Raw genomic sequence first — 19769 nt, 5'->3', positions numbered from 1 at the left:
CTAGCACCCAATCAGGCGGGCGGCGAGGTAAGCCTCGAGGTCATCGAGCTTCACGCGTTCCTGCTCCATGGTGTCGCGCTCGCGCACGGTTACGGCATCGTCTTCGAGGGTGTCGAAGTCGAAGGTGACGCAGAACGGGGTGCCGATCTCATCCTGGCGGCGGTAGCGGCGGCCGATGGCGCCGGAGACGTCAAAGTCCACGTTCCAGTAAGCGCGCAGCTTATCGGCTAGCTTGCGGGCTGGCTCGGAGAGCTCTTCCTTCTTGGACAGCGGCAGTACGGCCACCTTGATCGGTGCCAGGCGCCGGTCCAGGCGCAGGACCACGCGCTTATCGGTGCCACCCTTGGCGTTGGGAGCTTCTTCCTCATCGTAGGCATCGACCAAGAAGGCCATCATGGAACGGCCCAGGCCGGCGGCCGGCTCGATAACGTACGGGATCCAGCGCTCGTCGTTGGCCTGGTCGTAGTAGGACAGGTCCTCGCCCGAGCCCTTGGCGTGTACGGACAGGTCATAGTCCGTACGGTTGGCCACGCCCTCCAGCTCGCCCCACTTGGAGCCCTTGAAGCCAAAGGCGTACTCCACGTCCACGGTGCGCTTGGAGTAGTGGGAGAGCTTTTCCTTCGGGTGCTCGTACAGGCGCAGGTTTTCTTCCTTGATGCCCAGGTCCACGTACCAGTTGTAGCGGTCATCAATCCAGTACTGGTGCCACTCTTCGTCCTCGCCTGGCTTAACGAAGAACTCCATTTCCATCTGCTCAAACTCGCGGGTGCGGAAGATGAAGTTGCCCGGGGTGATCTCGTTGCGGAAAGACTTGCCGATGTTCGCGATGCCAAACGGCGGCTTCATGCGCGAAGAGGTCATCACATTCTTGAAGTTAACGAAGATGCCCTGTGCGGTCTCCGGGCGCAGGTAGTGCAGGCCCTGCTCATCATCGACTGGCCCCAGGAAGGTCTTGAGCAGACCGGAGAAGGCCTTCGGCTCGGTCCAGTCACCCGGCTGGCCGGTTTCCGGATCGTTGATGTCTGCCAGGCCGTTTTCTGGCTCGTGGCCATGCTTTTCCTCATAGGCCTCAATGAGGTCGTCGGCACGGTAGCGCTTGCCGGTGTGGCGGGATTCCACCAGCGGGTCAGAAAAGACCTCGACGTGACCGGAGGATACCCAGACCTGACGCGGCTGGATGACGGAGGTATCTACGCCCACGACGTCTGCGCGGGACTGAACCATGTGGCGCCACCACTGGCGCTTGATGTTTTCCTTGAGCTCTACACCAAGAGGGCCGTAGTCCCACGCGGAGCGGGAACCGCCGTAAATTTCACCTGCCTGGTAGACCAAGCCGCGGCGCTTACACAGGTTTACAACGGTATCGATGACGGATGCCATTAGTTTTCGGACTCCTCTGGTAGGGGACAGTCTTGACAATCTCGTTCAGTCTAACCCGAAGCACTTCCCGGCGGTGGGATTGGGGCATGAATTTAATCTGAAATAAATACAACGTATTGCACGTATCGGGTAATATAAGGGTGACCGACAGGTAATGGGTATTTAATTGAAGGTGACATTCCCTATGACGACCACTTACAAGGCCCCAAATACTTCTGCGGCTGCCGGCGTGATCGCTGCCCTCGATTCGCCCCTACGCATCGCCATCATTTCCCGTTTGGCCGAGCGCGATCACTTTGTTCATGAGCTGGTCAAGGCCACCGGCAAGTCCCAGCCCCTTATCAGCCAGCACCTGCGCGTGCTCAAGCAGGCAGGCATCGTGGACTCCGAGCGCAGCGGCCGCGAGGTAACCTACTCGCTCATTGCGCCGCAGGTTTTGGACCTGCTTGCCGACGCCGCCAAGATCGCCTCCTAGCCCCTCCCCTCCTGCATAAAAAGCCGCCTGACTGTGCAGTTATTGAAAAAGCACTGATAATATTGAGGGCATGGCTTTACACGACAGTATTCCCAAACTAGGCGCGCGCAATACCAAGCAGCGCACCGCAGTCGTCGAGGTGCTCCGGGAAATGGAGAAATTCTCCTCTGCTAAGGAGATCTACCACGAGCTCCAAGAGCGTGAGGAAAAGGTGGGCCTGACCACCGTGTACCGCACCCTGCAGTCCCTAACCGATATCGATGCAGTGGACGCACTCCACATGCCCAATGGCGAAACTCTCTACCGCCATTGCGAGACCGACGCCCATCACCACCATTTGGTATGCACCAAATGTGGCCGCACCGAGGAAATCGACGGCGGCCCCATTGAAAAGTGGGCCACCTCCGTCGCGAAGGACTATGGCTTCGAGCTCACCGGCCACGATGCCGAGGTCTTTGGCATCTGCAGCGACTGCGCCGCCTCCGCCTAAACGGCCGCGCGCCGTCGATCGCAACCACTCCCCTAACCTCAGACTCCGACTCCCGGAGCCTGAGGTTTTTCTTCTGCAACTATCGCGATAGTAAAGCCCCCTTTACAGTAAAGTGTCCTTGACATATAGTGTGTGTCAAGCACGCTTTACAATCATTTGTTTCAGGAGATTTCCGTGCGGACCACTCACTTTGGCCGCCCCAAGTTTGGCGGCTCACAAACTAAGCTCATCACTTTGTCCCTGGCTGCAGGCGCGGCCATAGCGGCGGCCGCCGGTGCCATCATGGCCGCGTTCATACACAATGATTCGCCGTGGCTAGCGTTTGCGGTGTATTCGCTGTGTCTCCTTCCTGTTGCAATCTCAGCTAGCTGGCTTTTCATGGTGGATCGGTCCACCATCCGCGGTGCAACACCCGACCCAGAAAATTCCATCGAATCTCATTGGTATTCGCAGGCCTCGGAAAACACCCTGCACGCCATGCTCTATGGCATTGGCGGTCTAGGCGTTGTTTCTTCTTTTTGGGAATTCCAGGTTTCCGGCACCATGCTCACCATCATCTTGGGCGTATTTGTCACCGGAACCTTTGGCATTAGCTACTTTGCCCACAGGCGCGCAGCGAGCTAAGCCATGGACAACCGGCTCAAAAAAATTCGCGAGAGCCAAGGTCTCTCCCAGCAGGGCTTGGCCACCGAGCTAGGCGTTTCGCGCCAAACGGTCATCAGTATTGAAAAAGGACGCTACGATCCTTCGCTCCCCCTCGCATTTCAGATCGCGCGCCACTTTTCCTGCCGCATCGAGGACATCTTTATCCCCGAGCTATAAACGCACACCGCTTCGCTGCTGCGCGCTACTTCTTAACGCCACCGAAGCGGCGGTCGCGCCGCGCGTATTCCTCGATGGCAGCGAAGAGATCCTCCGGGGTGAAATCCGGGAAGAGCTTATCCTGGTAAATCATCTCCGCATACGCGGACTGCCACAGCAGGAAGTTGGAGGTGCGCTTCTCACCGGACGGGCGCAGGAAGAGATCCACATCCGGCATGTCCGGATCATAAAGATGCTGCGCGATGGTTTCTTCCTTAATATCGCGCGGGTTGAGCTCGCCGGCTGCAACCTGCTTGGCGATGTCCCGAAAACCATCCACCAGCTCTGCCCTACCACCGTAGTTGACGCACATGGCCAAGGTCATCTTGGTATTATCCTTGGTCAGCTCCTGGGCAGCCTCGAGCTCCTTAATTACTGAGCGCCACAGGCGCGGGCGGCGGCCGGCCCACACTACGCGCACACCGCGCTCATTGAGCCACTCGCGCTGGCGGCGCAACACGTCACGGTTAAAGCCCATAAGGAAGCGGACCTCCTCGGGGCTGCGGCGCCAATTCTCCGTAGAGAAAGCATAGGCCGAAAGATAAGGAACGCCGGCGGCAAGGCAGGCATCGACGACGTCAAGAAGCACGGCTTCGCCGCGCCTATGTCCCTCGGTGCGCTTCATGCCTTTTTCCTGGGCCCAGCGGCCATTGCCATCCATGACCAGCGCAATATGGCGCGGCAGGAACTCGTCCGGGATATTCGGCGGGGTCAAAGTGCGGTTCGGGTCTGGCGTAATCACGGGCTATATTCTACTGCTCCATAACCTGCAATGCGGAAACATTGCGCTCCATGTGCCACTGCAGGTGCGCCCGCGCTAGGCGGTGCCCCTCCTGCTTTTGCGCATTCGTGGGATTCGTCGGATGGTTATGCGCCAAAAGCCACAGGTGATGCAGGGTTTCCGGATCCACCTCGGCCGCGCCCGGCGGCCGGCATTCGTGGCACGCCGCCCCGCCGACCGCCGGGTGAAAGGCGTGGTGCGGGCCGGGCCGGTTGCACTGGGCACAGTTGAACAGGCTCGGTGCCCAACCGGCATGCGCCATCGCCTGCAGCAAAAAGGCATCCAGCGTCATGGTCGGGTCCGCGATCTGGAGCTGCTCCAAGGTCGCGGTGACGGATTCGTAGAGGTAGGGGTCATGAGCGGCGTCGGCAAAAGCAAGGCGCTCTGCCGATTCCAGTACCGCGCAGGCTGCCGTGTAGCGCTCATAGTCCTCAATGAGGCGCGCCCCAAAGTAATCCACCGTATCCGCTTGGGAAATGGTGGCTAGATTTTTGCCCACGTACAGCTGGACATCGAGGTTGACGAAGAGCTGCAGGCGCGAGCCAAAGCGGGACTTGGCGCGGCGCACGCCCTTGGCCACCGCGCGTACAAGGCCGTGATCGCGGGTGAGCAGGACAATGACGCGATCGGCCTCGCCAAAATCATAGGTGCGGATGACCACTGCGCGGTCACGATAGTTCTCGCGCATAGTGGTTTAAAACCCGAGCCTACCCAGCGACTTCGGGTCGGACTGCCAATTCTTCAGCACCTTAATGCGCAAGTCTAGGTATACGTTCTGGCCCAGCAGCTTAATAATTTCCTTGCGGGCGTTGCCCACAATGCGGCGGAAGCGCAGGCCATCCTTGCCCTCGATAATGCGCTTTTGGCCGGGGCGCTCTAGGTACAAAATGGCGTGGATATCCAGCACGCCCTCGCGGGTGCGCGACGGCAGCATCTCATCGACCTGCACCGCCACCGAATGCGGCAGCTCCGCCTTCAAGCCGGACAAGGCGGCTTCACGAATGAGTTCCTCGATGCGCTTTTCCTGGCCCTCATCGGTGATGTGATCATCCGGGTAGAACTTCGGGCCTTCCGGCAGGTGGTCCACGATGACCTGCACCAGCTCATCCAGTTGCACGCCCTCCTTGGAGGAGACCGGGATGACTACCGCATTCGGATCCTCCTGGGTAAGCAGTTCGTGCAGGGCCAGAAGCTGGGCGCCTACCTGGTCCTTGCTGGCCTTATCCAGCTTGGTGACGATGCCGATGATCGGGGTCTTTGGCGCGATGCTGCGCACGTTTTCCAGGATCCAGCGGTCACCCGGGCCAATTTTTTCATCGGCCGGGATGGTCAGGCCAATAACGTCCACATCAGCGTAGGTATCCTTGACCACCTCGTTGAGGCGCTCGCCCAACAAGGTGCGCGGACGGTGCAGACCCGGCGTATCCACGACGATAACTTGAGCGTCTTCGCGGTGTACCAAGCCCCGGATGGTATGGCGGGTGGTCTCCGGCTGGTCAGCGGTAATCGCAATCTTTTGCCCCACCAGGGCATTAGTCAGCGTGGACTTGCCGGTATTCGGGCGCCCGACAAAGGATACGAAGCCCGAGCGGAAACCCTCCGGGGTATCGGTGTATTGCGAATAATCAAGCGGGGCTGCCGTATTCTCGGCGCCTTCCGACACGGCATCATCGGGGTCTTCTGGCAGGCCCTCGAATGCCGCATCAAACTGTGCATCAAAATCAGAACTCATTACCCGCAATAATAGCCCACAGAGTCAAGATCTCCGATTAGTTCATGGCCAATTCGCACCGGTGAAGCGGCATAGGGCTAATCTATGGAGAAACCTCTCTCCCCAGCACAAACCGTGCTTACTCTCCGAAAGGTCCCTTCATGTCCCGCAAGTCTCCTGCCTTAATTCTGGGCGCTGCACTTACTCTCTTCCTCTCCGCATGCTCCTCTCCAGATTCTGAACCGTCCCCAGAGACGAGCACGAGTTCCTCCGCAACCTCTTCTTCCAGCACCTCCAATTCTTCAACCACCACTTCTTCTACCACCAGCAGTGAAGAGAGCATGACTGAAGAACCTGCAGAAAGTGTCGCTCCCGAGCCGGAGACCCAACCCCAAGCCGTGGCTGCCGAGCCGGAGCTCCTGTATTGCGATCCGGGAAACTTGACCATCATCGGCACATTTTCTGACGGCACCGAAAGACCTACAGAACTATGCGATACGCCGTCCCACCGGCGTTCCGTACGCGCTGAAGCAGTCTGTGGCGGTTTAGAAGGACGATACAAGTACCCCGAGGAATGGGCCGAACTGTGCAATGGAGGTCTTCCACCTTCCGATTCGGACTATCCCGATAGCTACGGCGATATAGATGCAGGTTACGCACCAGAGTCTGGCGCGGTTACGGATGCGCCAGCCGATTCGGATACGGGTGCGGTTGAAGGCTACGAGTATTAACAGAAAAGAGGCAGAGCGTTAAGCAACGTCAAGGCCCTGCACCCGTCAAACGGGTGCAGGGCCTTGGTGGTGGATTAGCAGGGCTTATTTAAACTCGTCCGGCAGTGGGCCGAGCTGCGGGCCGTCCGGGTAGTACTTCCAGCCGTCCTTGATGCGGACGTCGTCAGCCCAAGGCAGTTTGTACTCGCCCTTGGCCAAGTCCTCGACCCAGGTGAGATAGTTGTCAGTCTTGCCACCGGGGTAGCCAACGTACCCGCGGTTGCCTAGGTTGAAGATGTTGTTTTCTAGGCCCCAGTTGATGCGGGCCTTGTCAGCCAGCTCAGGGAAGATTTCGGCGGTGACGATTTCGCCGGGATTGCGGTGGCCCTCAGAAATCATGTGGCCATCGTAATTGCAGACGTTGCCTTCACCGAAGTAGTAGAAGGTGTTGTCATAGCCAGCCAGGTTTACGGATGCGGTGTACATCAGGTTTTGGAAGGCATTCGTCTTATTGGTCATGATCCACTGATCCTGGGTTTGCGTGGAGTAGCCAGAGATGCGGATATAGACGTTGGCGCCCTTGTACGCAGCCTCGCGTGCGAGCTCAGGGAACATGCCGTCGTGGCAAATGTTTACAGCGAGCTTGGAGCCCTTCGGGCCGTCGCAAACCGGCATGCCCAAATCGCCTGGGTACCAAGGCTCGATGGGAGTCCATGGCTGCAGCTTACGGTAGTGCAGGGCGATTTCACCGTCGGAGTTGATGATGATGGCGGTATTAAAGGGCGGCTTTCCTTCCTCATGGTTTGGCTCCATGATGGAAAAGACGCCCCAGACATCATTGTCCTTGCAGGCCTGCTTGAACTGGTCCACCTTTGGGTCATCGAGGCCGATGAGGAATTCATCATAGGACCAAATCTTGGTATTGAGACCGGAGGATGAATATTCCGGGAAGACAATAAGGTCGAGGTCCGGGTAGCCCGCCTTGGTGGAACCCACCATGCGGCAAATTTCGTCCACGCTGGCTTGGACGTCTTCCGGGGTATTGACCACGGGAACGGGGTACTGCATGAGGGCCATCAACAGGCCGTCGGGGGATGCGCTGATGCTGCCGGTGCTGGACATGGTGGGCTCCTATCGCAAAGTAGATGATGTGACGGGAGCCATATTACTGATGTTGTGGTAGTACGCCACACTATTCATCCAGAGAAGTAGTCTCGTATGAGAGACTCGTCGTAAGCCGCCTTTGATGAAATAAGAGAGCCGAGCTGAAGGGAAAGTTTACTCAGCTCGGCCGACACTCGATAGACCTTGGGGTGGGCGTAGGTGCGGGTTCTTAAGGGAGCAGAGGAGAAAAGTCCAAGGTGATCGGGCCGAATTGAGGGCGAAAAGGCCGATCTGAGGGGAAGTTTTCCTCAGATCGGCTCGATCAGAATGGACCTAACTTTAGGAGGCCAAACTTCACGGGTTCCCACGCGCGCGAACGGGGCCGCCCAGGCCTAAAGCTCCTCGGCGTCGAACTGCATGCGCGGGTGAGCGAAGACGTCCTGCGCCTGAATGAGGCGGAGCTCAGCAGACTCGGCTTCATAGGTGTTTTCCAGCAGGTCATACACGGAAGAGGCGGTGCGACGCAGGGACTCCTTGACGTCGCTGGTCTCGGTGTAGTGGCCGGTAAACAAGGCGGCGGTGACGTCGCCGGAGCCGTTGCGCTTGAACGGCAGCAGCGGAGTGGACACCAAGAAAGCGCGGTCGCCGTCGACGGCAAGCATCTCAATCTGGTCGTCGGCAGTCTCGGGGCGCTTAACGGAGGTAACCAGCACGGTCTTCGGACCGATTTCCTGTGCCTTCTTCACCGCGGCAAGGGTTTGATCGAGGGTGCCAACCTCGGAATCGGTGAGGTAGCCCAGCTCAAACTGGTTGGGGGTGATGATATCGGCGACGGGCACGACGCGGTCGCGCAAAAGCGGCGGGATCTCATCGGAGACGAAGCAGCCGGACTTGGCATTGCCCATTACAGGATCGCAGGCGTAGAGGGCCTTGGGGTTGGCGGCCTTGATGCGGCGGACGGTTTCCACGATGGCGTCGGCAATGTCGGCGCCACCCTGGTAGCCCGAAAGGATGGCGTCGATCTGCGGGAAGGCGCCGCGCTTCTCAATGCCGTCGATGATGGAGGTGACGTCGCTGGCTGGAATCATCGGTCCGCCCCAGTCGCCGTAGCCGGTGTGGTTGGAGAAATTCACCGTGTGGACCGGCCATACCTCATGGCCGGCGCGCTGCAGGGGAAAGACGGCCGCGGAGTTGCCAACGTGGCCGTAGGTGACGTGGGACTGGATGGAAAGGATAGTCATAGCTACCCATTGTGCTACGCTGCCCGCGCGCTCACCAAGGAAAAGACAAAAATTATTCCTCCGGGCGATCTTGTGGCTCGCCCACCGCAGGGATTCCGCCACCGGGAACCTGCTTGTCCAGATTGGCGCGCTCGGCGGCGTCAGGAAAAGCCTTCGGGCCAGAAGGCTTGGGCTGATAGGAAACGCCGCGCTCGGCCGCATCGTCGTACCAATCCGCGAGCAGCTCGTTTTGCCGGCCGAACATTTCCTTCTCCTCGGCCGGAGTGGAGTGGTCATAGCCCAGCAGGTGCAGGCAACCATGGACGGTAAGCAGGGCCAGCTCGTGGCCTAGGGAGTGGCCGGCGGCCTCCGCCTGGCGCAGGGCGAACTCGGGGCACAGGACGATATCGCCCAGCATGGCCGGGCCTGGGTCGGCGGCATCGGGGCGGCCGCCACCGGCGATGGCGCCAGGGGTGAGCTCATCCATGGGGAAGCTCATGACATCGGTGGGGCCTTCCAGATCCATCCAGCGCACGTGCAGATCCTCGATGGTCTTCAAATCCACACAGGTGATGGTGCACTCGGCATCGGGGTTGATGTCCATCGCACCGAAGGCATAAGAGGCGACGTCAATCAGCATCTCCTCGTTGACGCCTTCGAAGCCGGATTCATTGAGAAACTCGATACTCATTCCATTTCCTCGTATTCTGCGGCTTTCTTATTATCAAAGGTCTCATAGGCATTGACGATGCGCCCGACCAGCTGGTGGCGCACCACGTCCTTGGAGCCCAAGTCCGCGAAGTGGATATCATCCACATTGCGCAGGATGCGGCGTACGATGCGCAGGCCCGACACCTGACCGTGGGGGAGGTCTACCTGGGAGACATCGCCGGTGACCACAATCTTGGAGCCAAAGCCCAGACGGGTGAGGAACATCTTCATCTGCGCGGGCGTGGTGTTTTGGGCCTCGTCAAGGATGACGAAGGCATCGTTCAACGTGCGGCCGCGCATATAGGCCAGCGGGGCGACCTCGATGATGCCGGCTTCCATGAGCTTGGGAATCATTTCTGGGTCGAGCATGTCCCGCAAGGCGTCGTACAGCGGGCGCAGGTACGGGTCAATCTTGTCATTGAGCGTGCCCGGTAAGAAGCCGAGCTTCTCCCCTGCCTCCACGGCCGGGCGGGTGAGGATAATGCGCGAGACCTGCTTGGTCTGCAGGGCCTGCACGGCCTTGGCCACCGCCAGGTAGGTCTTGCCGGAACCGGCCGGGCCGATACCAAAGACCACCGTATTATCGTCGATGGCCTGCACGTATTCAGACTGGCCCACCGTCTTCGGGCGGACGGCCTTGCCGCGGCGCTTAACGATGTCCGCCGCCAGCGCCGCCGATACCGACTGCGGCGCCTCCACGGCCACCATGTCCATGGTGTGCTTGACCGTATCGGTGGACACGGCGTGGCCGCGGCGGGCGATGGCCTCGAGCTCATCGAGGATCTTGGCGGCACGGGCCACTTCATAATCCGGACCGGTGACGGTGACGACATTGCCGCGGGCAAAAAGGTCCGCATCCAGGCGGTTATTGAGCACGCGCAGGTTATCGTCCGCACTACCCAGCACGCTGCTGATGTAGGCGGAATCTAGCTCACATTTCTTCGTGATGATAGGCACGTGCTTTAGGCTACCAGCGCCGCCTACCAACGCTCGGTGCGCATGCCGATTGCAGCGAGGGCCACCATTGCCGCACTGGCCGTGCGCAGCACTTCCGGGCCGAGCTTGATGGGTGTGGCGCCGGCTTCTTTGAGTCGATCGAGCTCGGCGTCGCCAATGCCACCCTCGGGGCCGACGAGCAGGACGACGTCCTCTGTGAGCGGCACGTCCTTGATGGAGACGGTAGCTTCCTCGTGCAATACGAGCACGGTGGGTGCGTGGGAGGAAGCGCCGTCGCGGCCGCCGGTGAGTTCTTGGACAAGCTGCGGTGTGGTCAGCGGGCCGCGCACCTGCGGGATGCGGGCGCGACGGGATTGCTTGGCCGCGGAATCGGCAGCCGCCTGCCACTTGGCCACCGCCTTCGGTGCCTTCTTACCGTCCCATTTAGCCACGCAGCGATCCGCCTGCCAAGCGATAATCTCATCCGCGCCGGCCTGGGTGGCAAGATCCACGGCGAGCTCGGCACGCTCGGACTTCGGGATGGCCTGTACCACGCTCACCCGCGGGGTGGGATCGGGCGCGGTGTCGATGGAGTCGACCGTGCCTTCCAAGGAGTCCTTGCCCGAGGTAGCGGTGATGGTGAGGGCAAGGCGGGTACCGGTGCCGTCGATAAGCTCGAGGCGCTCGCCCTCCCCCATGCGCTTGACCGTCACGGCGTGGCGGGCCTCCGGGCCGGAAAAGCTGAAGGCCTCGCCGGTGCGCGCGGCGGAGAGATCCGGGTGGATGAAGACGGGCAGCGACATTAGCGGCGGAACTTATCGCGGATGCGGCTGAAGAAGGATTCCTCTTGGCCGTCGCCGGTGGTGCGCACGCGCGCGCCCTCGTCGCGGGAGTTGCGGATCTTCTCTAGGGACTCGCGGGTCTTGCGGTCCAGGTCCTTCGGCACAACGACGTCCACGTGGGCAAAGAGGTTGCCATAGCCATCGGTGCGCAGGCGCGGCATGCCGGCACCATCGACCTTGATGGACTCGCCCGGCTGGGTGCCCGGCTCGATGTCGATGGTGAGCTCTTCGCCATTGAGCTGGTCGATGGTGAAGTTGGTGCCCAAGGCGGCATCAATCATCGGCACGCGCACGGTGAGGTTCAGGTCATCAGCGTTGCGCTGGAAGACGGGGTGCTCCTCCGTATGAACCTCGACGTAGAGGTCGCCGGCCGGGCCACCGCCGTGGCCGACCTCGCCCTGGGAGGCCATGCGGATGCGCATGCCGTCATTAATGCCGGCCGGGATATTCACGGTGATATCGCGGCGCTTCTTCACGCGGCCGTCGCCGGCGCAGTGGTTGCACGGATCGGTAATGACCTCGCCAAAGCCCTGGCACTTCGGGCACGGGCGGGTGGTCATGACGTTGCCCAGGAAGCTGCGCTGCATCTCCTGGATTTCACCCATGCCATTGCAGTTATCACAGGTAACCGGCTTGGCCTTGGACTCGGAACCGGTACCACCACAGCTATCGCACAGCACCGCGGTATCCACGGTGACCTTCTTCTTTAGGCCGGTGTAGGCCTCTTCCAAAGTGATGCGGGTGCGCAGCAGGGCATCATTGCCCGGCTGGACGCGAGACTTCGGGCCGCGGGAACCGCCGGCGCCGCCGCCAAAGAATTCGGCGAAAATATCGCCGAGGCCGCCGCCACCGAAGCCGCCAAAGCCGCCGGCGCCAGCACCGCCGCCACCCTGCTCCATGGGGTCGCCGCCCATGTCCACAATCTGGCGCTTTTGCGGATCCAGCAGTACCTCCTGGGCCAACGCGGCATCGCGGAACTTTTCCGCGGCAGCGTCATCATCCGGGTTCAGATCCGGGTGATACTTGCGGGCCATTTTGCGGTAGGCCTTCTTAATCTCCTGGTCAGTTGCGTTTTTATCAACACCGAGGATGCCGTAATAGTCACGAGCCACTGTAAGAGATATTCCTTCTAATTCGTCTTGTTGGGGTTAACTTGAAAAAATTATTCGCGGCCAGCCAGTTTACTCGCACTGCTCGCCGGCCAAAATTTCGCTCACATACCGTGCAACGGCAGAGACCTTAGAAATTGTTCCCGAGTAATCCATAAAGGTCGGCCCCACTACGCCGAGGCCGCCGAGTGTGGCCACCTCATCGCCCGTGCCCAGGCCGTAGCCCGTGGCCACCACGGAGGCTTGGCGCAGCTGGTCTTCCTCGTTTTCCTCACCGATAACCACGGAGACGTTGCCCAAATCGGGCACGCGGGCGAGCAGCTTGAGGACGACGACCTGCTCTTCTAGTGCCTCAATAATCTTGGGCAGACCTTCCGGAAACTCGCGCGCCACGCGCGTGAGGTTGGAGGCGCCGGCCATAATCAGCCGGTCGGAGGGCTGCTCCACCAGGGTCTCGATGAGCGTGGTGGCCACCTTGAGCACGTGGTGGCGGATATCCAAGGGGGCGTCATCGACGAGGTGGGCGAGCTTCACGGAGGCGTCGCTAAGCGTCTTGCCTACCAGCGCGCTATTGACGATGTCGCGCAAGCGGAAGGTCTGATCCTGGTCGATGATTTCATCGAGCTCCACATTGCGCTGGTCCACGCGGCCGTTATCGGTGATAAGCACCAGCAGCAGGCGCACTGGGGACAGCGCCACGACCTCGCAGTGCTTGACGCGAGAGACCTTGAGGTTGGGCAGCTGGACGACGGCCGCCTGCTTCGTCACCTGCGCCAGTAGCTGCACCGAGCGGCGCAGCACATCCTCCAAATCGACGCCGCCTTCCAAGAAGTTGAGCATCGCGCGGCGCTCTGGGGCCGAAAGCGGCTTAACCTCATGGAGGGAGTCAACGAAGTGACGGTAGCCCTGCTGGGTGGGCACGCGGCCGGAGCTAGCGTGCTGCTGGGAGATAAGGCCCTGGGATTCGAGCACGGCCATGTCATTGCGGATGGTGGCCGAGGAAACTCCCAGCTGGTAGCGCTCTAGCAGCGACTTAGAGCCAACCGGCTCCTGGGAGGCAATATAGTCCGCCACGATGGCGCGCAGGACTTCCTTGCGGCGGGCATCGGTTGAGGTAGACACTATGGCGCTCCTATTCGCTTCGGCGAATGATAAATTCTTTAAAGTTCGGGACGGTGTACCTGACTTTACCGTGCTCAGGGGAATAAATGAGACCTTTGTTTATGAGCTTAGCCCGCACCGGACCAAGAGCTTTATTATCCTTCCCTAGACGTTCACCGATTTCTTTCGTTTCCGCTGAACCATCGCCTAAGGCTGCCATGGCACTGAGATAGTCTCTTTCAGCTGGCGTAGCTCGATCCCAGCGAGCTTGGAAGAAGCCTGCGTCTAGTTGCTTTGTTCCCAAGCGAGCGGCCTGCCTTGCATCCGCAATGGTAAACGGTGAGATTTCGCCTACCTTCCAAATTTGGGATCCAAACTCCTGTAAAAAGTACGGATACTGTCCACTTGCCTCCGCAAGAAAATCCAGAGCGCCATCTTCGAATTCCACGTCTTGGCGCTCAGCGGGTGCAGATAGAGCTTTGCGCGCCGAATGCAAGCCAAGGCGGTCAATGGTGTGTACCTCAAACATGCGCTCCGCATAGGAGCGCGACCTAGCAACTTTTCCGGGCAAGCTCGGTAGACCAGCGCCGATTATATAAAAGGGTAGACGGTTTTGGCCTGCTTCATGCTGGGCTGAAATTAACGCCTCCATCATTTCCTCATCTAGGTCTTGCATTTCATCGATAAAGAAAGCAAGGGCCTTTCGATCCCTTTTTAGGGTTTCCGCTACAGCAGAGGTGACATCCTGCAGGTCGAGCTCTAGGTTTCCGGTAACAGGAGCTAAATCCTTAGTCTCCACTCCTAGGTTCATTGCTCCGTCCCCCAAGGAAAGGTGAAATGATGCAACCGCCCGCGACAGTGCCAAAGCACTCTCTTTCACCAACGCCTTCGCACGGTAGCGCAGCGAAGCTTTTCCTAGCCCGTTGGCAATTGCCCGCCGTACGCTCTCTGCCCCGCGCACTCCTTGCGAAGCTTCAACTTTTACCGTGAGCCAGTCACACTTATCGGCCCGTGATTTCAATTGGTTCAAAAGGACCGTCTTGCCGACTCCACGAAGGCCAATGAGCAGCATCGGGCGGCCAAGCAAATTGTTTTCTGCACGCTTAATCAAGTTGTCAAAAGCTTGTAGATCCCTGTCGCGCCCAGTGAGGACTGTAGGGGCAAGTCCCGAACCGGGAGTATACGGATTTAGTGCATCGTCCATATCAAAAGACTAACAAGAAAATAGCGGAATAACAGGTTTCTCATCGACTGAGTCAAAACTAACTGGTTTGGTTTCTACTGGACTAAGTCTAAAGATCTGGGAACGAGGATTAGGTTTCTTCGGCGACGAGGAGATCGGTGATGATGCCATCGGCCAGCAGGCGGCCGGGCTTGGTGATGCGTACGCGATTGCCGGCGCGCTCGAGCAGACCGCGGCCGATGAAGCGCTCGAGGGCGGGGGCAGCGTGGGCATCGAGCCAGGCCTCCGGGATGCCCTCGCGCAGACGAAGGCCGAGCATGATTTTCTCCATGTGGCGGTCGGCGTCGGTAAGCGTCTCGGTCTCTTTGATGGGCAGCTCGTCGCGGCCGAGGGCCTCGATGTAGCGCGAGGGGTGCTTGACGTTAAAGAAGCGCTCGTTGCCCAAGTGCGAGTGGGCGCCTGGGCCTGCACCCCACCAATTGCCGTCTACCCAGTAGATGCGGTTGTGCTCGCACTCGCCGCCGGGCTTGGACCAGTTGGAGACCTCGTACCACTCGAATCCTTCTGCCTCGAGGGTGGTAGAAATCATCTCATAGCGCCGTGCCAGCACGTCCTCATCGGGGGCGGGCAGGATACCTTTATTGACTTTGCGCGCCATGCGCGTGCCGTCTTCTACGATGAGCGAATAAGCACTGACGTGGTCCACGCCCGTCTCTAGCACGCGGTCGAGCGTCTCGCGCACGTTGTCATCCGTTTCGGTGGGAGTGCCATAGATCATGTCGAGGTTGACATGCTCGAAGCCGGCGGCGCGGGCCTCGCGGGCGGCGGCAAAGGCGCGGCCGGGTGTATGAGCGCGCTCGAGGAGCTGGAGAACGCCCGGGGATGCGGACTGCATGCCGAGGCTGATGCGGGTATAGCCGGCGTCGGCAAGCTGGGCAAAATACTCCGGCGAGGTGGACTCCGGATTGGATTCGGTGGTGACCTCCGCCCCAGGTTTCAGGCCAAAGGTGGAACGGACGGTGTTCAAGATGCGGCTCAGACCCTGCCCGCCCAGCAGCGAAGGCGTGCCGCCGCCAATGAAAACGGTCTCGGCCGGGCGGCCCACGCGCGCAGCCGCCAACTCCAGCTCGCGGTCCAAGGCATCCAGGTAGGGGCCGGTGAGATCGCGCGGGCTGCCAAGCTCGCCTGGGGTATAGGTATTGAAATCGCAGTACCCGCAACGAGTGGCGCAGAAAGGAACGTGGATATACAGCCCGAAGGGTTCAGTCATGGATAAAACCCTAATAGGCCGGGAACAAAATGGCCGAAAGCGGGGTTAAGCATGTAGTATGTTTCCATCTTCCCAAGTAGAAAGGCACCCTCAGTGGAACCTCCGAGTCGATGTCCCTACCTCCTTTTAGGCGGTGGGGAGTAAATCATGTTATCGGCTATTTTGATGATTCTGGCCGGCTTCGTAGTCATCGGCCTCATCATCGTCGCGAACGCATACTTCGTGGCTCAAGAATTTTCCTATATGTCCGTGGACCGCACGCAGCTGCGGACCCAGGCTGCTGAGGGGGATAAGACAGCACAACGCGCGCTGGCTATTACTCAGCAGACCTCCTTTATGCTCTCCGGCGCGCAGCTCGGAATTACGATTACCGGCCTGCTCATCGGCTATGTGGCCGAGCCGCTCGTGGGCCAAGGACTGGGTACGTTGCTGGGCGGCGTCGGCGTTCCCTCCGCGGTGTCAGTCACCGTTGGTACCATCGCGGCACTTTTCATCTCCACGATTGCGACGATGCTGTTTGCGGAGCTCTTCCCCAAGAACTACACCATCGCCGCACCGATGAAGACGGCGCGCTGGCTGGCCGCCTCCACACAGCTTTACCTGCGACTTTTTGGCTGGCTCATCCACTTCTTTGAGTACTCTTCCAATGCCATCCTCAAGCTCTTTGGCATCGAACCGGTAGAAGACGTCGATTCCTCTGCCACCGCCGATGACCTGGAATCCATCGTGGATTCCTCCCACGAGGCCGGCGATCTGGATGAGAATACCTACATGGTGCTAGACCGCCTGCTGGACTTCCCAGAGCACGACGTTGAACACGCCATGATTCCACGCTCCCGTGTGGACGTCATTGATCCGGACACCACCCTTGGTGAGGTCCGCGAGATGATGTCTACCGACCACACGCGCTACCCCGTCATCGACGATGAACACAATCCAATCGGCGTGGTGCATCTTATCGACGTCCTGGGAAGCGACCTGCCCGCCGCCACCAAGGCCACCAGCATCATGCAGGAGGCCGTCGTGGTCCCTGAGCTGATGCCGCTGCCGGATGTGGTGGAAGAGCTGCGCGATAGCGACCAGAAGATGGCGTGCGTTATCGATGAATACGGCGGCTTTGTGGGCATCGTGACCATGGAGGACTTGGCCGAGGAAATCTTGGGCGATGTCACCGATGAGCACGATATCGAAGAAACCGAGGAAATCACCGAGCAGGACGATTCCCACTGGTTGGTCGACGGCGATACGCCGATTGATGAGATCGAGCGCGCCATCGGCCACGACCTGCCTGAGGGCGACTTTGAGACCGTCGCCGGCCTCGTCATTGCGCACTCCGGTGCGCTGCCTGAGGTAGGCGAGGAACACACCATCCAGCTCGAGGCCGAGCCCGAGGACTGGGTGGACCACGATGAGGCCCCCGTTCGCTCCCTCCGCCTGCGTGTGCAAGAGGTGGACCGCCACGTGCCGTCCGTGCTTGCCATCGAGCTGGTGGAGGATTACTCCGACCACTCCGATGATGATGCCGCTAAGAAGGAGGATGCATAATGACCGAATCTTGGTGGTTTAACCTCCTCGTTACCCTGCTTATCATCGCCGCTTCCGGCTTCTTTGTGATTATCGAGTTCTCCTTGATGGGCGCTCGCCGCAACCGCTTGGAAGAGGATGCGGAAAACTCCCGTACCGCCCGCGCCGGACTGCGCTCGCTCAATGAGCTGACCATCATGCTCGCCGGCGCGCAGCTGGGCATTACCGCCGCCACCTTTGTGCTCGGTGCTGTGACCAAGCCGTGGGTGCACCACCTGCTCATGGCACCGCTGGAGGCCGCGGGCCTGCCGCTGGGCATTGCCGACGTCGTCAGCTTCCTCCTCGCCCTCTTCATCGTCACCTTCCTCCACCTCGTGCTGGGTGAGATGGCACCGAAGTCTTGGGCTATTACTCACCCGGAGACCGCCCTGCAGTTCATCGCGGTCCCCGCACGTGGCTTCGTGTGGATCTTCCGCCCGCTGCTGAAGTGGATCAACGTCATGGCCAACAAAATGGTCTCCATGGCCGGCGAAGAGCCCGTCGACCGCGCCGGTGCGGCCGGCTACGACGCCGAAACCCTGCGCACCTTGGTCGAGCACTCCCGCGAGACCGGCGCTTTGGATGATGAGTCTGCCAACCAGATTTCTGATGTCATCGAGTTGGAAAACTCCACTGTGGGCGCCATGGCCCGCGAGCACGGCTCTGAGGTAGTGCCCCTGCCTTCCGACGCCACCGTGGAAGACCTCCAAGACCTCGTTGTGCGCAAGAACATCATGCGCGTGCTGGTCTTCCCTAAGGACTCCCGCGTCCCCCGCGTGGTCCACGTGCGCGATACCTTGCTGGCAGAACCAGAGACCCCGGTTCTCGAGTTCTCCCGCCCTGCCCTGTCCGTGTCTTCTTCCACCACCGTGCAAAAGACCTTGGACCACATGCGCGCTCGCAACGAGCAGCTCGTCATGGTGGGCAAGGCCGATAAGGACAACGCCGTGTGGATTCTTACCTGGGACGACATCATGGGCCAGCTATGGCCGCAGATTACCGAGCAGCTAGATAAGGTCACCCCTCCCCCAGCCGTCTAGTTCCCGCCGCGTCCTCGCCCGCGCCCGCGCCCGTGCCCGCTTCATTGTGGCCGGCGCGGGCTTTGCCGTTTTCGCACCCGCCCGCAAGGAATATTTCCTGGGGCTGTGGATAACTGCGTCCGCGACTTTCCCAGCCGCCACTTCGCTCACTCTGCCTTCACGGCCGCCTCGTTATCCACAGCCCCGGCCGGCATTTCCTCGCGCCGGCCGACGGTGTGCCCTTTTCTAGGAGGCATGACACCACCACTGACCAATATCGACTCCATCCGCACCAACCACCCCACCTTTTGGACCGACCTGAAAAACGGCACCTACCTCAAACTCGCACCACGCATCGCAGTCCAGCGCGATCACTACCATTGCCTCGACTTCCCCTCCCAGCTGCGCCTGCGCGCCATCGCCGCCGCCCGCAGCGCCTATACCGCGGTACTCATCTCCAAGTCCGCCGCCCGCGTTCACGGACTGTGGGTCATCGCCACGGCCGAGGAAAAGATTGAAATGGCCCTTCCCACCAATACGCTTCCCCACAAGGACCGCCGCCATCCCGAGCGCATCTACCGCAAGGCTTCCCTTCCCGAGCCCGTCCTCGTGGACGGCACCCGATGCGTTTCCAAGGCCCGCGCGGTTATCGACGTCGCCCGATACCACGGCTTCACCGACGGCCTCATCGCCGCCGACTCCGCTTTGCGTTCCGGCCTCAGCCGAGAAGACCTCAAGGAAGAGTTCGCCCGCATGGGCCGGGTGCGCAATAGCCGCATCGTCCGCGCCGTAATCCACCACGCCTCTGCTCTTTCCCGCTCTCCCTACGAGTCTTTCGCCCGCGCCCTTATCATTGAGGCCGATTTCCCCTGGCCCATGTTCTTCGAGGCGCCGTTCACCGCGCTGCCAGGCACCACAACCGCTCTATGCATCAACAACGCCTACCTCATCGACATCATCCCCGCGAAGGCGCTTGCCCATCAGCGTGAGCGCCACCGACGTCTGCGCGAGGCCGGCTTCACCGTCCTCTGCTATACCCCACGGCAGCTCATCGACCACCCCACTCGCTTCCTGACCGACCTCATTTCCACCATCTCCGCCAGACAAAAGACCGCCCGTTCTGCCTAAGTCCTCGCTTCCTGCCTCCCGCCTTCCTCTACCCCGCCGCCCTTCGCGCTCACCAGCGGCGCTTTCGCCGCGGAATTCGCTGCGCCGGTGAGCGCGAAGGGAGGGTAATGGCGAACGCCTTGCAAGAGAACCCACCGAGACTTCGCCCGCAATAAGAAAGAGCCTTCGCGAGCAT

22 protein-coding genes are annotated in these 19769 nt (G+C 60.3%); 8 read left to right on the top strand and 14 right to left on the bottom strand.

The annotated features are described in order from the left end of the window. Positions 1-1380, bottom strand: a complete 1380-nt coding sequence (locus QKD99_RS06305) for a glycine--tRNA ligase (RefSeq protein WP_049378546.1) — start codon at positions 1378-1380, stop codon at positions 1-3. A gap of 184 nt (positions 1381-1564) precedes the next feature. Here QKD99_RS06305 and QKD99_RS06300 point away from each other — a divergent pair, with 184 nt between their 5' ends. The 4 genes from QKD99_RS06300 to QKD99_RS06285 all read left to right on the top strand — a co-directional run bounded on the left by QKD99_RS06300 (position 1565) and on the right by QKD99_RS06285 (position 3167). Then, positions 1565-1855 (top strand): metalloregulator ArsR/SmtB family transcription factor, encoded by a 291-nt coding sequence (locus QKD99_RS06300; RefSeq protein WP_204611260.1) that lies wholly within the window; start codon positions 1565-1567, stop codon positions 1853-1855. A gap of 70 nt (positions 1856-1925) precedes the next feature. After that, entirely contained in the window at positions 1926-2345 is a 420-nt protein-coding gene (locus QKD99_RS06295) for a transcriptional repressor (protein WP_049378544.1), read from the top strand. 174 nt (positions 2346-2519) lie between these two features. Continuing rightward, positions 2520-2969, top strand: a complete 450-nt coding sequence (locus tag QKD99_RS06290; protein ID WP_347951001.1) for a hypothetical protein — start codon at positions 2520-2522, stop codon at positions 2967-2969. 3 nt (positions 2970-2972) lie between these two features. Continuing rightward, a complete protein-coding gene (locus tag QKD99_RS06285; RefSeq protein ID WP_347951000.1) occupies positions 2973-3167 on the top strand; it encodes a helix-turn-helix transcriptional regulator in 195 nt (64 codons plus the stop codon). A gap of 25 nt (positions 3168-3192) precedes the next feature. Here QKD99_RS06285 and QKD99_RS06280 read toward each other — a convergent pair whose 3' ends face one another. The 4 genes from QKD99_RS06280 to QKD99_RS06265 all read right to left on the bottom strand — a co-directional run bounded on the left by QKD99_RS06280 (position 3193) and on the right by QKD99_RS06265 (position 6041). Next, entirely contained in the window at positions 3193-3948 is a 756-nt protein-coding gene (locus QKD99_RS06280) for an isoprenyl transferase (protein WP_080970435.1), read from the bottom strand. Positions 3949-3958: 10 nt separating this feature from the next. Then, complete coding sequence (recO, locus tag QKD99_RS06275; RefSeq protein WP_347950999.1) at positions 3959-4675, bottom strand: DNA repair protein RecO; 717 nt, start codon at positions 4673-4675, stop codon at positions 3959-3961. A gap of 6 nt (positions 4676-4681) precedes the next feature. After that, positions 4682-5719 carry a GTPase Era gene (gene era / locus QKD99_RS06270; protein ID WP_347950997.1) on the bottom strand — a complete coding sequence of 346 codons (1038 nt, stop codon included), beginning with the start codon at positions 5717-5719 and terminating at the stop codon, positions 4682-4684. A gap of 118 nt (positions 5720-5837) precedes the next feature. Beyond that, positions 5838-6041 (bottom strand): hypothetical protein, encoded by a 204-nt coding sequence (locus tag QKD99_RS06265; RefSeq protein WP_225746605.1) that lies wholly within the window; start codon positions 6039-6041, stop codon positions 5838-5840. Between QKD99_RS06265 and QKD99_RS06260 the strand changes: the two genes are divergently transcribed. Continuing rightward, positions 6040-6429 carry a hypothetical protein gene (locus QKD99_RS06260; RefSeq protein ID WP_225746604.1) on the top strand — a complete coding sequence of 130 codons (390 nt, stop codon included), beginning with the start codon at positions 6040-6042 and terminating at the stop codon, positions 6427-6429. The genes QKD99_RS06265 and QKD99_RS06260 overlap by 2 nt on opposite strands. An 84-nt stretch (positions 6430-6513) precedes the next feature. Here the strand turns inward: QKD99_RS06260 and QKD99_RS06255 are convergent, their stop codons facing one another. From QKD99_RS06255 to hemW, 9 genes are all read right to left on the bottom strand, one after another. After that, positions 6514-7530 (bottom strand): formamidase, encoded by a 1017-nt coding sequence (locus QKD99_RS06255; RefSeq protein ID WP_284791389.1) that lies wholly within the window; start codon positions 7528-7530, stop codon positions 6514-6516. Positions 7531-7904: 374 nt separating this feature from the next. Then, positions 7905-8753, bottom strand: coding sequence for a pyridoxal kinase PdxY (gene pdxY / locus QKD99_RS06250; protein ID WP_225746602.1), 849 nt, complete (start codon positions 8751-8753; stop codon positions 7905-7907). 52 nt (positions 8754-8805) lie between these two features. After that, entirely contained in the window at positions 8806-9423 is a 618-nt protein-coding gene (ybeY, locus tag QKD99_RS06245) for an rRNA maturation RNase YbeY (protein ID WP_005326445.1), read from the bottom strand. Further along, on the bottom strand, positions 9420-10400 hold the full coding sequence (locus QKD99_RS06240; RefSeq protein ID WP_347950996.1) for a PhoH family protein: 981 nt from the start codon (positions 10398-10400) through the stop codon (positions 9420-9422). The genes ybeY and QKD99_RS06240 overlap by 4 nt, the downstream gene beginning before the upstream one ends. Positions 10401-10423: 23 nt before the next feature. After that, positions 10424-11182, bottom strand: a complete 759-nt coding sequence (locus tag QKD99_RS06235; RefSeq protein WP_347950995.1) for a 16S rRNA (uracil(1498)-N(3))-methyltransferase — start codon at positions 11180-11182, stop codon at positions 10424-10426. Beyond that, positions 11182-12333, bottom strand: coding sequence for a molecular chaperone DnaJ (gene dnaJ / locus QKD99_RS06230; protein WP_297846045.1), 1152 nt, complete (start codon positions 12331-12333; stop codon positions 11182-11184). Before dnaJ ends, QKD99_RS06235 begins: the two co-directional genes overlap by 1 nt. Positions 12334-12402: 69 nt before the next feature. Continuing rightward, positions 12403-13452 carry a heat-inducible transcriptional repressor HrcA gene (gene hrcA, locus QKD99_RS06225; RefSeq protein ID WP_284810930.1) on the bottom strand — a complete coding sequence of 350 codons (1050 nt, stop codon included), beginning with the start codon at positions 13450-13452 and terminating at the stop codon, positions 12403-12405. Positions 13453-13462: 10 nt separating this feature from the next. After that, the gene (locus QKD99_RS06220; protein ID WP_284868329.1) at positions 13463-14635 is read right to left on the bottom strand and encodes an ATP-binding protein; all 1173 of its coding nucleotides are present in this window, start codon (positions 14633-14635) and stop codon (positions 13463-13465) included. A gap of 109 nt (positions 14636-14744) precedes the next feature. Then, positions 14745-15884 (bottom strand): radical SAM family heme chaperone HemW, encoded by a 1140-nt coding sequence (hemW, locus tag QKD99_RS06215; protein ID WP_347950994.1) that lies wholly within the window; start codon positions 15882-15884, stop codon positions 14745-14747. Positions 15885-16031: 147 nt separating this feature from the next. Here hemW and QKD99_RS06210 point away from each other — a divergent pair, with 147 nt between their 5' ends. The 3 genes from QKD99_RS06210 (at position 16032) to QKD99_RS06200 (ending at position 19594) form a co-directional block, all read left to right on the top strand. Continuing rightward, positions 16032-17429 carry a hemolysin family protein gene (locus QKD99_RS06210; protein ID WP_347950993.1) on the top strand — a complete coding sequence of 466 codons (1398 nt, stop codon included), beginning with the start codon at positions 16032-16034 and terminating at the stop codon, positions 17427-17429. Further along, positions 17429-18487 (top strand): hemolysin family protein, encoded by a 1059-nt coding sequence (locus QKD99_RS06205; RefSeq protein ID WP_239278682.1) that lies wholly within the window; start codon positions 17429-17431, stop codon positions 18485-18487. The genes QKD99_RS06210 and QKD99_RS06205 overlap by 1 nt, the downstream gene beginning before the upstream one ends. Positions 18488-18721: 234 nt before the next feature. Continuing rightward, the gene (locus QKD99_RS06200) at positions 18722-19594 is read left to right on the top strand and encodes a hypothetical protein (RefSeq protein WP_347950992.1); all 873 of its coding nucleotides are present in this window, start codon (positions 18722-18724) and stop codon (positions 19592-19594) included. Positions 19595-19769: the final 175 nt, after the last annotated feature.

The sequence above is a fragment of the Corynebacterium sp. c3Ub_189 genome (assembly GCF_039907195.1).
Taxonomy (GTDB): domain Bacteria; phylum Actinomycetota; class Actinomycetes; order Mycobacteriales; family Mycobacteriaceae; genus Corynebacterium.
This window is presented reverse-complemented; position numbering and strand designations above follow the sequence as displayed.

Bases quoted from the DNA above. Each gene is read 5' to 3' on its own strand.
- QKD99_RS06305 (WP_049378546.1), bottom strand. From the start codon at position 1,380: ATGGCATCCGTCATCGATACCGTTGTAAACCTGTGTAAGCGCCGCGGC.
- QKD99_RS06300 (WP_204611260.1), top strand. From the start codon at position 1,565: ATGACGACCACTTACAAGGCCCCAAATACTTCTGCGGCTGCCGGCGTG.
- QKD99_RS06295 (WP_049378544.1), top strand. From the start codon at position 1,926: ATGGCTTTACACGACAGTATTCCCAAACTAGGCGCGCGCAATACCAAG.
- QKD99_RS06285 (WP_347951000.1), top strand. From the start codon at position 2,973: ATGGACAACCGGCTCAAAAAAATTCGCGAGAGCCAAGGTCTCTCCCAG.
- recO (WP_347950999.1), bottom strand. From the start codon at position 4,675: ATGCGCGAGAACTATCGTGACCGCGCAGTGGTCATCCGCACCTATGAT.
- era (WP_347950997.1), bottom strand. From the start codon at position 5,719: ATGAGTTCTGATTTTGATGCACAGTTTGATGCGGCATTCGAGGGCCTG.
- QKD99_RS06260 (WP_225746604.1), top strand. From the start codon at position 6,040: ATGACTGAAGAACCTGCAGAAAGTGTCGCTCCCGAGCCGGAGACCCAA.
- QKD99_RS06265 (WP_225746605.1), bottom strand. From the start codon at position 6,041: ATGCTCTCTTCACTGCTGGTGGTAGAAGAAGTGGTGGTTGAAGAATTG.
- QKD99_RS06255 (WP_284791389.1), bottom strand. From the start codon at position 7,530: ATGTCCAGCACCGGCAGCATCAGCGCATCCCCCGACGGCCTGTTGATG.
- pdxY (WP_225746602.1), bottom strand. From the start codon at position 8,753: ATGACTATCCTTTCCATCCAGTCCCACGTCACCTACGGCCACGTTGGC.
- ybeY (WP_005326445.1), bottom strand. From the start codon at position 9,423: ATGAGTATCGAGTTTCTCAATGAATCCGGCTTCGAAGGCGTCAACGAG.
- QKD99_RS06235 (WP_347950995.1), bottom strand. From the start codon at position 11,182: ATGTCGCTGCCCGTCTTCATCCACCCGGATCTCTCCGCCGCGCGCACC.
- QKD99_RS06220 (WP_284868329.1), bottom strand. From the start codon at position 14,635: ATGGACGATGCACTAAATCCGTATACTCCCGGTTCGGGACTTGCCCCT.
- hemW (WP_347950994.1), bottom strand. From the start codon at position 15,884: ATGACTGAACCCTTCGGGCTGTATATCCACGTTCCTTTCTGCGCCACT.
- QKD99_RS06210 (WP_347950993.1), top strand. From the start codon at position 16,032: ATGTTATCGGCTATTTTGATGATTCTGGCCGGCTTCGTAGTCATCGGC.
- QKD99_RS06205 (WP_239278682.1), top strand. From the start codon at position 17,429: ATGACCGAATCTTGGTGGTTTAACCTCCTCGTTACCCTGCTTATCATC.
- QKD99_RS06200 (WP_347950992.1), top strand. From the start codon at position 18,722: ATGACACCACCACTGACCAATATCGACTCCATCCGCACCAACCACCCC.